Raw genomic sequence first — 12,668 nt, 5'->3', positions numbered from 1 at the left:
TCATCACGGTGATCCATCACCATCCGAACCGCACGGGCGCGGACCTCGGGACTAAACGGCGGTGTTCTCTTCGTCATGGCTCCATCCTCTCAAGAGTTGGAGCCTCCGACAAACCCGGGGCGGTTCAATTTTGGCCCTAAGCCCTCGCCCCCCTGACCAGCCTGGGACCGCCTAGCCGACATTGAAAGCTCGATGGATACGCCGTCCCTGTAGGTGCTGATCAATTTGCGACGGATATCGGTGAACTGAACCTTGAGAATCTACGGTTGCGAGCAAACCAAAGGCTGCTTTGGGGTTTTGCCTTTGATCGCGCCGATAGGCGAACTCGGGTGGAAAGCGGTCGGGCAGCTTTCCGGAGGTATGGGACACAAGCGGTCACCGAGTTTCGAGCATTCAAACCCTAGTTCGGTCGTGTGGCACGCCCACGACTTCGGAAAAGGAGAGTTTACTTGGACGTGGCATGGCCGCGCGATTCAGGCCGATCCGAGCTGCCGGACAGCATATCATCAAGTCTTGCAATCACCGCTTCGCTCCTGCTCCGAACAGGCGCCGCAATCGCCTTGGAGGTCTTCTAAATCATAATAGTTGGCGCTTTCGGCGGGCACGATTAGAAACCCTGGCATAGTCGATCCAACCGTTGCCCGCGGCGTCCATGTCCAAACAGCCATCCGCGATCGCCGCCCTCTTCCTCCAAGAGGAGAGCCGCCTCAAACGCATCGTCCGGCGGATCACGGGTTGCGCCTTCCTGGCCGAGGACGTCGTTCAGGACACCTTCGTCAATCTGGCCAAGCACGACCTGACGGCGCAGGATCGCGGATTTCTGGTGCAGTCCGCCAAGAACCTGGCGATCGACCGGATCCGCCAGGACCGGCGCAGGCGCGACGCGCTGGCGGCCCTGCGGCCCGAGCAGGTGGCGACCGCCCCTCCCTCGCAGGAGACCGCCTGCGCCGACCGCGAGGCGATGCAGGACTTCCTCGCCGCCCTGCGGGGTCTGCCGGAGCGCACGCAACGCGCCTTTCTCCTCTCCAAGCTCGACGGCCTCTCCTATGCCGAGATCGCCGACCGGCTCGGCGTGTCGGTCTCGACGGTGGAGAAGGACCTCATGTCCGCCCTTCTGTTCTGCCGCGACTGGCGCCGGAACCGCGACTTGTTTTGAGGGTGGCGCCGCTTAAAAACGTTCTCGCCGCAGGACATGCGCGGACTGAACACGAACGAACGTGACGGATGCCTTCTTCGACCGAAGAGCGGGACGAGACCGAGCGGCAGGCGCTCGAATGGTTCGTGCGGATGAACCGAGGGGATGTGACGCGCGCCGACCGGCTCGCGTTTCGCGCCTGGCTGTCCGGGGGGCGCGACCGGCATGACGCGTTCCAGGCGGCCAAGCGCCTGTGGAACGAGATGGACGGCCCGGCCGCGCAGTGGGGAGGCGACGGGTGGCACCGCCGGACGCCGCGCCGCCCGTCGAGGCTCAAACCGGCGTTCCGCGCCCTGGCGGTGGCGGCGAGCCTCGCCGCCGTCGGCCTCGGTCTCGGCGTCTTGCGCGATGCCGGTCTGATCGACCGGGCGATGGCCGACCATGCGACGCGTCCCGGCGAGCAGCGCGAGATCGTTCTCCCCGACGGCTCCTCCGCGTTCCTGGACGGGGACACGGCGATCCGGGTCGACATGGCGGGGCCGGAGCGCCGCGTCGAGCTCCTGCGCGGGCGCGTCTTTCTCGACGTGCGGCACGACGAGGCGAGGACTTTCGAGGTCTCGGCGGGCACGGTCGAGACGCGGGTTCTCGGCACCGCCTTCGCCGTCGAGGGCGACGCGGACCATGTCGGGGTGTCCGTGGAACGGGGGCGCGTCGGTGTCTCGACGCCGGACCGCCGCATCGAACTCACGGCCGGACAGGAAGTCTCGGCCGAGGGCGGGCGGCTCGGCGCCGTGCGAAGCGTCGATGTCCAGACGGCCCATGCCTGGCGGCGCGGGATCGTGGTCCTCGACGCCGCCCCCCTGTCGCGGATCGTCGACGAACTCGCCCGCATGCAGACGGGCCGCATCCTCGTGTCGGACGCCTCGCTTCGCTCGATGACGATGTCCGGCGTCTTCAGCGTCCGCGATCCCGGCGCGGTGCTTGAAGCCCTGCGGACGGGACTCGGGCTGCACGTCGCCGAGATTCCGGGCGTGGCGACCGTGATCTACCGATGACCGGGCGCCCGGATAATTTGAGGGATTAAGTCCGGTTATTCGTTCCCCTCTTCGACGGCGAGTTTTGCCGGTTGGGGTCGAGGGGTTCGAAGACGATGGTGAAGACGACGGTGTGGGGGTGCCTGCGGGGCGGCGTGTCGGCAACGGCGGTCGCGCTCGGTCTGTGCGGCGGGCTCGTGGGCGGGACCGGTCCGGTCCCCGTCTTCGCTCAAGGCTCGCAAACTTATGCGTTCCGCATTCCCCCCAAGCCGCTCCTATCGGCCCTGGCCGACTTCACCGCGGTCACGGGCGTCCAGATCGTACGCGGCGGCTCGCGTCCGATCGCGGGCACGTCCGGCGCCGTGTCGGGGCGCTTGAGCGCGGACGAGGCGGCCGCGCGCCTGTTGAGCGGCAGCGGCCTGACCTATCGCTTCACCTCGCCCCGGACGCTCCTGGTCGAGGCCCCCGGCGAGGCGGCGGGTGGCGTCGCGGCCGACGGCACGGTGGTTCTCGACATGGTTGTCGTGGACGGCGGGGGCGAGTCCGCCTTCGGCCCGGTCGACGGGATCGTGGCGACGCGCAGCGCCACCGGCACCAAGACCGAAACGCCGCTGAAAGAGACGCCGCAGGCGATCAACGTCGTCACCGCCGACCAGATGGCGCGGCAGGGGTCGCAGACCGTCACGGAGGCGCTCCGCTATACGCCGGGCGTCATCGCGCAGTACGGCAACTCCGATCTGCGCCACGACTGGCTCACCGTGCGCGGCTTCACCCCCGGCCGCTATCTCGACGGACTGCGCCTGCCCTTCGGCGCGCGCGGCTATTCCCAGCCGCGCATCGAGCCGTTCGGCCTGGAACGGGTCGAGGTGCTGAAGGGCCCCGCTTCGCTCCTCTACGGACAGGGCAATCCGGGCGGCACGCTGAACATGGTCTCCAAGCGCCCGACCGAGGAGCGCGTGCGCGAGATCCAGGTCCAGGGCGGACGCTACAGCCGGGCGGAACTCGCCGGCGATTTCGGCGGGCGGCTGGACGAGGAGGGCCGGTGGCTCGGGCGGATCGCGGCGCTCGGCCGGATGACCGACACGGAGACGGACTTCGTCGAGGAGAACAAGCTCTTCGTCGCACCCTCCCTCACGTGGCGCCCGAGCGATGCGACGAGCCTCACGCTGCTCGGCCAGTATCAGCGGATCGACGCGCCAGGGGGCGGACAGGCGCCGGGCCTTCCCGCCGACGGCACGCTCTACCCCGACCCGGTGACGGGCCGTTTCATCGAGCGCGGCACCTTCATCGGCCAGCCGGGATACGATCATTTCGAGAACGAGCAGTGGTTCGCGGGCTACGAGTTCGCCCACGAGCTGTCCGATCAGGTCGAGATCCGCCAGAACCTGCGCTACGGCGAGGTGGACACCCATTCGCAGCGCGTCCAGGGCTTCTGCTTCCCCACGACCTCGCTCTGCTCGGCCACCAATCTCGGCCGCTACGCCTGGGCCTTCCCCGAAAGCGCCAAGCTCTTCACGGTCGACAACCAGGCCGAGGTCCATTTCGACACGGGGCCGCTGGAGCACACGGCGCTAATCGGCCTCGACTATCTCGACGAGCGCTCGGACTTTTCCGAGAGCAATCTCCAATACGTCAATTTCCCGCGCGGCGTGCCGGGCTATCTGGCCTTCCCCTACAACGTGTTCAGCCCCGGCTACAGCCTGACGGCGCAGGTGCCCAAGCCGGCGACGGTGATCGACCAGACGCGCAGCCAGCTCGGCCTCTACGCGCAGGACCAGGTGAAGTTCGGCGGCTGGTCGCTCGTCGGCGGCCTGCGCCAGGACTGGGCCGACACGACGACCGACACCACAACGGTCTCGACCTCGACCACCCGCACCACCGATCAGAGCGACAGCGCCCTGACCGGGCGTGCCGGCCTCCTCTACAGCTTCGACAACGGCATCACGCCCTATGTCAGCTACGCCACGTCGTTCCAGCCGGCCGCCGGCACGGACCGTCTCGGCAGCGCCTTCGATCCGACGGAAGGCGAGCAGATCGAGGTCGGGCTCAAATACGAGCCGACCGGGATCAACGCGCTCTTCACCCTCTCCGCCTTCCAGCTGACGCAGACCAACGTTCTCACGCCCGATCCCCTGAACTACAGCTTCAGCGTCCAGACCGGCGAGGTGGAGATCCGCGGGCTCGAACTGGAGGGCAAGGCCGAACTGGCGGACGGGCTGGAGCTGATCGCATCCTACGCCTACCAGGACAGCGAAATCACGAAGGCCAACCCCAGCTCGGCCGCGGCGGCCTCGACGCTCGGCAATCGCCTCGCCTTTGTGCCGGAACACCAGGCGAGCGCGTGGCTCGACTACACGTTCGGCGAGGGCCCGCTCCACGGCTTCGGCCTCGGCGGCGGGCTGCGCTACACCGGGCAGACCTTCGGCGACAACGCCAACAGGTTCGATATCCCGTCCTTCACGCTCTTCGACGCCTCCGTGCGCTACGACTTCGGCGCCCTGTCGCCGAAATACGAGGGCGTGACGCTGAAGGTCGATGCGACCAACCTCCTCGACAAGACATACGTCTCGACCTGCATCGCGCCGGTCGGGTGCTATTACGGCGAGGGGCGGATGGTCTACGCCACGATGAACGTGAAGTTCTGAGCATGAACCCGTCGCGTCGCGACGTCCTGGCGGCGGCGCTCCTCGCCGCCGCATGCGGGGCAGGCGGCGCGCGCGCGGGCGCGCCGCAACGCATCGCCGTCCTCGACTGGGCGCTGGCGGAACTCGTGCTGGCGCTTGGGGTCAGGCCCGTCGCCGTCGCGGAAACGGCGCTCTATGCCGGCCGTGTCGGCGAGCCGGCGCTGCCGCCCGGCACGATCGACCTCGGGCTGCGCAGCCAGCCGAGCCTTGAGCGCCTCGCCTCGATCCGGCCCGATCTCATCCTCGCCCTTTCGGGATACGGGCCGGCCGAAGGACGCCTTCGCCGCATCGCGCCGACCCTCGCGCTCGAAATCTACGGGACGACGCGGCGACCGCTCGACCGGTCGCAGGAGGCGCTCCGCACCATCGCGGCGGCGACCGGCCGCGAGGCGGCAGGGCGCGACGTCATCGAGCGCTTCGACGCCGCGATGGAGACGCAGCGCAGGCGCTTGGAGGCGTGGGAGCGCCGGCCGATCCTCGTCCTCAACTTCGTCGACGAGCGCCACGCCGACGTCTACGGCCGGGGCAGCCTGTTCGACGCCGTCTTCACGCGGCTTGGTCTCGACAACGCCTTTTCCGGCGCGACCAACCCCTGGGGCTTCTCCACGATCGGCCTCGGCGAGATCGCCGCCCGTAGCGGTGCCCGTCTCCTCATGGTCTCGCCGGGGCTGCCGGATGGTCTCGCCGGAAGCGCGCTCTGGCGGAGCCTGCCGAGCGTGCGCGCCGGGCGTGTCTCGGTCCTGCCGCCGGTCTGGCAGTTCGGTGCGCTCACCGCCGCCGAGCGGTTCGCGACCGTGCTAGCGGACAGCTTGGCTCCCTCATGAGGCAAGGCCTCGTCGCGGCCCTTGGGTTCCTAGCGCTCGCCCTGCTCTTCACCGGCTGGGTCTGGTCGCAGGACCTGCCGCCCGCCCAATGGTGGACCGCCCTGCGCGACGCCGACGCCCCGTCCTACGCGCAGGCGGCCTTCGCCTTGTCGGCCGTGCCGCGCCTCCTCGTCGCCTTGCTCGCGGGGGCGGCGCTCGGCCTCTCCGGCTTCGTGCTTCAGGAAGTCCTGCGCAATCCCCTGGCCGAGCCGGCGACGCTCGGGCTGTCGGCGGGCGCGCAGCTCGGCGTCACGACGGCTCTCCTTCTGCTGCCGGGTCTTGGCGCTGGCGGCCGCATGGGGGCGGCTCTTCTCGGCGCCGGCATCGTCGGCGGCCTGGTGCTGGGGCCCAACTTTCGACGGGGCCTCGACCCCGTTCGCGTCGTCCTCACCGGGCTCGTCGTCAACCTGATGGCCTCCGGCCTTGCGACGCTCCTCGCGCTGATGCAGTTCGAGTATCTGCGGGCGCTCTTCGTCTGGGGCAGCGGTTCGCTCCTCCAGAACGACGGCTCGGTCGCCCGGCGTCTGGCGATGGTGGTCCTGCCGGTCGCGGCTCTTCTGTGCCTCCTCGCGCGCCCCCTGGCGCTGGCCGGGCTCGGAGACGCGTCCATGCGCTCGCTCGGGGTCCGGCTCGCCCCGTTTCGCATGGCCTCGCTGGGCCTTGCCGTGGTTCTTGCCGGCGTCGTGACGGCCGATGTCGGCGTGATCGGCTTCATCGGACTGGCCGCCCCCCATCTCGCCCGCCTTTCGGGCGCCGGGCGATCGTCCGATCGCGTGTGGCTGGCTCCGCTGTTCGGGGCCGCCCTCCTGGCGGGCAGCGATGCCCTCGTGCAGGGTGCCGCACCCGTCCTCGGCATGGTCCCGACCGGCACCCTGACCGCGATGCTCGGTGCGCCCCTGATCCTCCTGCTCCTGCCGCGGCTCGCCTCCACGGCCATGCCCAGGCCGCCGGCCCCGGCCCCCACGGGGCGTCCACCGGGGCCGCTCGTCCTGCCGACGATCCTTGCCCTGCCCGTCGTGGCCATCCTCATCGCGGGGCTCGGACCGGCGGGCGACATGCCGTTCGATCTCGCGCTGGCGCTGGAATGGCGGTGGCCGCGCATGCTGGCGGCCGCCGCGACGGGCGCGCTCCTAGCGCTGGCGGGCGCGCTGATCCAGCGCCTCCTCGGCAACGACATGGCGAGCCCGGAAGTGCTGGGCGTCAGTTCGGGCGCCGCGGCCGGCGTGACGCTGGCGTTCCTGGTGTTGCCGGTCTTCGCTCCGGCAAGCTTGCTAGGTTTCGCTCTGGCGGGAGCCGTCGCGGCCTTCGTGGCTCTTCTCTCCGTCGGCGGACGCCGAGGCTTCTCGTCAGAGCGCCTGCTTCTGGCCGGCGTCGCCTTGGGAACGCTGGTGTCGGGGGCCGTCTCGCTGGTGATCGCCAGCGGCCATCCGCGGGCGGCCTATGTCCTCGCATGGATGGCGGGCCCGACCTACCGCGCCGACATGACGACCTCGCTCGCAGCGGCCGCCGTCCTTCTCGCGACGCTCCCCCTCGCACTCTCGATGGCGCGCCCGCTGACGCTCCTGCCGCTCGGGCCCGCCACGGCGCGCGCGCTCGGCCTCGCGCTCGGGCGAACGCGCCTCGCCGTCCTCAGCCTTGCGGCGGTCGCGACGTCCGCGGCCGTGCTCGTCGTCGGTCCGTCGAGCTTCGTCGGCCTAATCGCTCCGCACCTCGCCCGAACGCTCGGCTTCACGCGCGCGGCGAACCATCTTCTCGTGTCGGCCACGATCGGAGCCACCACGCTGATGTTGGCCGACGGCCTCGGCCGAAGCCTGATGTTTCCCTACGAGATTCCCGCAGGCGTCCTCGCGAGCCTGCTGGGCGGCCCTTATTTCGTCTGGGCGCTGAGCCGCACGCGCTGACGACAGAAGAAGCATCGTCCGTCGTGCAACGGCATGAGCCACGACGGACACCAGACAGGGACCGCCTATCGCGAACGTCCGGTTTTGGAGAGCTTGCGCATGTCGCCCAAGGTCAGAGAAGGGTCGTTTGCGGATTGGCAGCTTACGGAGGACGGCTGCGAAAAGCTGACCTACGCAGCTATTGCAATCACGCTTCGAGAGTTGAGGCGTACAGTATCCGATAGACCTGCATCCGCGAGCAGCCCACAGCCTTGGCAATGGCTGCTGGCCCCAATCCCTCGGCGCGTAGGGCCACAATGTGCTGACGGTTGAGGCGGGGCCACCCGCCACGATAAGCGCCAGCTGCCTTGGCACGCTCGATGCCCTCGCGCTGACGCTCCTTGATGAAGCGCCGCTCCATCTGCGCCACCATCCCGAGCACCGTCAGCACGACATGGCCCATCTCGCCGCGCGTGGACACGTGTGGGTCGAGCACGGTGACGAACGCGCCGCGCTGCTCGCACTCGTGAATGAGGTTGAGAACGTCGCGGGTATCCCGACCCAACCGATCCAGGCGGGTGACGAGCAGTTCATCGCCCGGTCGCAGAAACTCGATAACCGTGGCGAGTTCAGAGCGACCGTCGCGGCTGGCACCAGACACCTTCTCTGCGCGGATGATGGCGCACCCCTCGGCTCGCAGCCGATCGAGTTGCCCATCGAGGTCTTGGTCGAGTGTGCTGACGCGTGCGTAGCCGATGCGGGCCATGGGTCACCTCAAGGTTTAGGCCCAAGGCGTACCAAGTCACAAATAGCGGTCGTCAACTCAGATGTTACGAAGCAAAGGCCGGCCCGAGTGACGACACGGTAGGGTATGCGCTGAAGTGACGCTAGCCGATGGCCGCGTGCACGTTCCTCTCATCAAACGTACGTTGTGCCATTACCGTAAGCTGTCATACTTCGTAGCATAACAAGATTCGACCCCGGCTGGCATTGGAAGCTTGTATGGCATCGATCAAGATCGGGACTGATGGGCCAAGCCCAACTGACCAAGTTCGCATTTATGCGCAACGGCAGAGGGTTCGTTATCGGTTCGATTCCAGCCAAATCGAGCAAGCAGATAATGCTTATGTCGCTTGGGTCGATCTTATGGGCGCTGGTCACCTAATGTCCATGTCACTTGAGAAGCCAGCAAATGCTCTAGTTCGTCTGCATATGGCCGTTGATCAAGCGGTTGCGGCCGCAAGTTGTGTTGATACCTTGCCGATCAATGACGGCGTTTTTATCCTTGCTTCTGATAAAATTGTCATTCAGCAGGTTGTCCGATCGGTTATGATGGATCTGGCATCGATATTCATATCCACGAAAGTTCCTCAGAATCGCTTCCTGCTTCGCGGCGGCATCGCATATGGGCCTGTCTATCGCGGTGAAGCGATTGCAAAAGGGTTGTCCGCAACCAAGCGCCTTGCACACCAAAACACCTTAAGTAGAGTGGCCTTTGGCCCAGCGATAATTCAGGCTTTTCGAGAGGAGAGCGCCGCGCCGCCTTATGGAATTGCCATACACGAGTCTGCGCGCTCCTTCGCGCCCGTAGGGTCGTCCCCGTTTCTAATGACACATTGGCTCTGGTGGCTAACCCACGCTGATCTCAAACCACCATCAAATGCTCCGCCGCTCACCGTTCTTACGGATGTTCTCTGTTCTGACCTTATGGAGCATTTCGCATGGCTCCGAGAAACGCTGCTCCTTCACGGTATTCAACCTGAGAAACTGAAAAACTGGGAGAATACTACCCAACAATATTTCAGGTTTAAGCCCTCAACAGCTTGAAACCAGCATCGCTCGTTTGCCCAGCCGATTGGCGATCAAAAATACAACTTACGGTCAGTCTTTGCGGGAAAATGCTGACACGTAGTTGCGGGTAGATGAAGTTGAGCGAAAATTGATCCGGAATACTCTAGAAGAAACGCACCAGTCAATTATCGAGGCAACAGCTGTCTCGCCGTCTCTGGCATCAATCGCAGTGCAGTTTCGCTTAGTGATTCGGTGCGCGACAAATCAGATCGGAAATGGATCTGACTGACTTCAGATGGGACACCATCTCTGATTGCGGGAACCGCTGCCAAGTCGTAAAAGAGCAGAGAGGCCAGCGCTAGGCGATCATCATATCGCGCCCCCATAGCCGTCGGCAAACTCTCGCCCAGCGACCCGGCGATGGTTTCCTGAACCTTGAGGATCAGGTCGTCACGGTCAGCCAGTGCAGCCTCGATTGCAGCAACCAACTCACGCAGCGATTGACCTCCACCGCTACTCTCAATGAACAGCGAAGCGAGCAGCCCGACCGTTCCTGCCGGTGGCTTACATTGTTCAGCGGAAAGGTGATGGATGCGCAGCCGTTCCGCTGACGATTTGACGTCAAGGCGCACGTCGCCAACAGAGAAGTCGAAGCGGTCTACGTCGAGACTTCGCCAAGCCTCGACCGACGCCTTCACGTTCCGACTGACCCCAATCAGGAAAAGCTCGCCGAGGAGTCCGTTGAGCGAGCGTGACGCCGGGCGGGCCAGCCGCCGGAACACTTCGATCAGGCGCTGAACCGCTTGCACGATGTCATTGAGCGAAGGGTTTGGCCCTATGATGCGTAGAATTGTTTCACCGACATGCAGAAAATAGGTTTGTGCCTGTGGGTCCTGCGAGGTGCAGGTAATGACTGATAGCAACTCCTCGCGCTGTTCCCCGTCCACTGGATGGATGCGATGCCGGCTGCCGAAGCGAGCTTCAAGCATGGCCAGCCGCACGGGCACATGAAAAACGCCCGGACCGCTGCCAAGCAGCAGGCTTGGTTGCCCAGCAGCGTTGCGGCCCACATAATGACGCTCAAAGCCCTGAATTGGGCGCACACTAAACGCTTCAACTTCGGCGTCATGCGCAAGGGGCTCGATAGAGGCAAGCAACTCGGCGAGCGAAACGTCAGTCATGCTGCTCACGCTGGTCCTGCGAGACCCAATCAACTTCGAGTCGTCGCGGAATCCAGATAGCGATGACAGGCACGTTCTCAACGACCACGGCATCGCCGCGACGAAGTTGAAGAGTGTGGAACTGGATTGTCACGGTATCCTGGTCGCGAAAGGCGGCATCGCCGGGATAGCTATACCCGCCAGATGCCAGCCGCGTCGCGCCTTGGAACAGTTCATTTATCTTGCCATTGGCGTCGATAGCACGAGAACGGGCAAACTCGGGGCTAATATGGTAAATGGTGCATCGTTCGTCGCAGTTGTCCTCAAGCGCTTTGGAAAGCTGGAGCATCAAGCCAACAAGATTGCACGAATCCGACGCACCTGTGACTCTGAACGGCACGATCAGGTCGCTGACGACCTGTGCGAGGGATAGGCCACGAGCTACCTTGTGCCGCTGGGCAGGCTCACGGCTGGCCAGATCAGGATCGACCTCAAGCGCGATGCTAGCGAAGAACTGCGTGGTCGCAGCCCGGTTCGCATCCAGCACCTCCTCAGGCGCTTCCGCGACGCCGGGATAAAACCATTGATTGGAGTAATTGCCCCGCACGTACTCGTAATTAATGACATTGCGCCGGCACGCCTGAAGATCGGGCGAGAGTACGAAGGCACGTTTCCACGCGCTTAGCGGTTGGCCGCTACGCTGCACGTCTTGGAGTTGGCGGCGCATATCCTCTTCATGCGCGACATAGTCCTCAAAGGCATTGAGCGCATCCTGTTCGAGGTAGATGCGGCAGAAGCCTAGATATCGCTGCTTATAGCCAAAGAATCGGCCTCGCTGTTGCACTGTATCGGCGTTGCCCATACCCGGACCACGCGGCATGTAAGTAACAGTGAGCCCCTCGACGGTGAAGCCACGATCCATCGCCTGCCCGCCAACCAGTATCCAGCCATAAGACTGACTCCAATCGATCTCCGGAGTTTGACCGGCGCGCGCATTGACCTGCTCGATCTTCGTCCTGCGGAATGCCCTCGGAAGCCGCCTCGCCAAGTCGTCAAACGAAGGCAGGCCACTCACCGTACCAGTGAGTTCGTCATAGTCCTTGCGGAACTCGTCCAGTAGGTCCTGCTTGTCGGCGTTACCATCGGACAACTCCAGCACCCGCTGCCAATCGTCGAACATGGCGCTGATCCACCGCCAATATTCAGCGTGGGAATCCGTACGCTGTGACGGATGAACAAGCATGGATCGGCGCGGGTTGCGCACGCTCTGCCCTTCAACGAGGCCGGCCGCTACTCCAAGCAGAAAAACCCGCAATGCTTCGCACAGTGGCTCAGGGGGATCAGTGAGGGGATTGTCGTCCGTTGAGATGTCTTGCGGGTCAATCACCTTGATGAGCGGCATGTTGCCGGAGAAGAAAGCTTGCCCGCCAACGTATCCAGTACCCGGCTCCAGCACCTCAACGAATCCGGGCGACAGCGCGTCGATGATGTTGATTAGCAATGGTGCTTGAGGAGTTGCGGTGTATTGAAGGAAGGTATGGTGCGGGATCGCGTCACGCACATCGAGCAAACGCTGATAGGTCGTGCTTTGGCGCTGCTGCCGGACGAGTGTATTAAGACTCGCCTGATCAGCTTCGTCGTCGATGATGAGAGTCGGTACACCTGCAAGGTCGAGATGTCGCAGCAGACCGACAAGCTTGCGCAACCAGCTATGGTTCTTCATCACCGTGATGAGAACGGTGGCGCGCTCGCTTTGCGCAACGTCGGGATCAGACCATTCACCGAGCGTCTGCTGGATATGCCTGCGATTAGTCTCGTTGTCGGCAGGGTTGATGTATAACTTCCACTGGAGCGATCCTTGGATTTCCTCGATCTGAAGGTCTTTGCGGAGCCGATCGGTAGATTGCTTGAGCAGTAGCTTCGATATGCCTGCCACTACGATAACAAGCTGAAACCCGTTGTCGCGTGCCAGCGCCATAACGGTCGTGAACGATAGCGTCTTGCCGCTCTGGACATAGCCGATAACGAGGCCAGTTTCGCTGCCCGAATCGGCTTGTGGGTCAACAGACTTGGATAAAATCGATGCGGCTGAACTCAGCACCGCATCCTTCGCGTCTTGGC

General features: G+C 64.7%; 9 protein-coding genes. 6 read left to right on the top strand and 3 right to left on the bottom strand.

Annotated features, from left to right (window positions below):
* Window positions 1–652 precede the first annotated feature (652 nt).
* From D3218_RS11795 to fhuB, 5 genes are all read left to right on the top strand, one after another.
* A complete protein-coding gene (locus tag D3218_RS11795) occupies window positions 653–1,156 on the top strand; it encodes an RNA polymerase sigma factor (protein WP_119540265.1) in 504 nt (167 codons plus the stop codon).
* Window positions 1,157–1,224: 68 nt separating this feature from the next.
* Window positions 1,225–2,190, top strand: a complete 966-nt coding sequence (locus D3218_RS11790) for a FecR family protein (RefSeq protein ID WP_119540264.1) — start codon at window positions 1,225–1,227, stop codon at window positions 2,188–2,190.
* A gap of 95 nt (window positions 2,191–2,285) precedes the next feature.
* Window positions 2,286–4,814 (top strand): TonB-dependent siderophore receptor, encoded by a 2,529-nt coding sequence (locus tag D3218_RS11785; protein ID WP_119540263.1) that lies wholly within the window; start codon window positions 2,286–2,288, stop codon window positions 4,812–4,814.
* Between the two features lie 2 nt (window positions 4,815–4,816).
* Complete coding sequence (locus D3218_RS11780; protein WP_119540262.1) at window positions 4,817–5,677, top strand: ABC transporter substrate-binding protein; 861 nt, start codon at window positions 4,817–4,819, stop codon at window positions 5,675–5,677.
* Entirely contained in the window at window positions 5,674–7,617 is a 1,944-nt protein-coding gene (gene fhuB / locus D3218_RS11775) for a Fe(3+)-hydroxamate ABC transporter permease FhuB (RefSeq protein ID WP_119540261.1), read from the top strand. Before D3218_RS11780 ends, fhuB begins: the two co-directional genes overlap by 4 nt.
* A 187-nt stretch (window positions 7,618–7,804) precedes the next feature.
* Here fhuB and D3218_RS11770 read toward each other — a convergent pair whose 3' ends face one another.
* Window positions 7,805–8,362: a recombinase family protein gene (locus tag D3218_RS11770; protein ID WP_119540260.1), complete on the bottom strand. Its 558-nt coding sequence runs from the start codon at window positions 8,360–8,362 to the stop codon at window positions 7,805–7,807.
* Between the two features lie 236 nt (window positions 8,363–8,598).
* Between D3218_RS11770 and D3218_RS20125 the strand changes: the two genes are divergently transcribed.
* On the top strand, window positions 8,599–9,423 hold the full coding sequence (locus D3218_RS20125) for a hypothetical protein (protein WP_245415012.1): 825 nt from the start codon (window positions 8,599–8,601) through the stop codon (window positions 9,421–9,423).
* Window positions 9,424–9,572: 149 nt separating this feature from the next.
* Here the strand turns inward: D3218_RS20125 and D3218_RS11760 are convergent, their stop codons facing one another.
* Complete coding sequence (locus tag D3218_RS11760) at window positions 9,573–10,568, bottom strand: PD-(D/E)XK motif protein (protein ID WP_168990491.1); 996 nt, start codon at window positions 10,566–10,568, stop codon at window positions 9,573–9,575.
* Window positions 10,561–12,648, bottom strand: coding sequence for a Z1 domain-containing protein (locus tag D3218_RS11755; RefSeq protein ID WP_168990490.1), 2,088 nt, complete (start codon window positions 12,646–12,648; stop codon window positions 10,561–10,563). Before D3218_RS11755 ends, D3218_RS11760 begins: the two co-directional genes overlap by 8 nt.
* Window positions 12,649–12,668: the final 20 nt, after the last annotated feature.

It is taken from the genome of Aureimonas flava (assembly GCF_003583935.1).
Classification (GTDB): Bacteria; Pseudomonadota; Alphaproteobacteria; order Rhizobiales; family Rhizobiaceae; genus Aureimonas; species Aureimonas flava.
The sequence above is the reverse complement of the archived record's forward strand: the minus strand, read 5'-3'. Positions and strand labels throughout refer to the sequence as shown.

Excerpts from the sequence above, each read along its gene's own strand:
- fhuB (WP_119540261.1), top strand. The coding sequence starts at position 5,674 with ATGAGGCAAGGCCTCGTCGCGGCCCTTGGGTTCCTAGCGCTCGCCCTG.
- D3218_RS11790 (WP_119540264.1), top strand. The coding sequence starts at position 1,225 with ATGCCTTCTTCGACCGAAGAGCGGGACGAGACCGAGCGGCAGGCGCTC.
- D3218_RS11780 (WP_119540262.1), top strand. The coding sequence starts at position 4,817 with ATGAACCCGTCGCGTCGCGACGTCCTGGCGGCGGCGCTCCTCGCCGCC.
- D3218_RS11760 (WP_168990491.1), bottom strand. The coding sequence starts at position 10,568 with ATGACTGACGTTTCGCTCGCCGAGTTGCTTGCCTCTATCGAGCCCCTT.
- D3218_RS11785 (WP_119540263.1), top strand. The coding sequence starts at position 2,286 with ATGGTGAAGACGACGGTGTGGGGGTGCCTGCGGGGCGGCGTGTCGGCA.
- D3218_RS11795 (WP_119540265.1), top strand. The coding sequence starts at position 653 with ATGTCCAAACAGCCATCCGCGATCGCCGCCCTCTTCCTCCAAGAGGAG.
- D3218_RS11770 (WP_119540260.1), bottom strand. The coding sequence starts at position 8,362 with ATGGCCCGCATCGGCTACGCACGCGTCAGCACACTCGACCAAGACCTC.
- D3218_RS20125 (WP_245415012.1), top strand. The coding sequence starts at position 8,599 with ATGGCATCGATCAAGATCGGGACTGATGGGCCAAGCCCAACTGACCAA.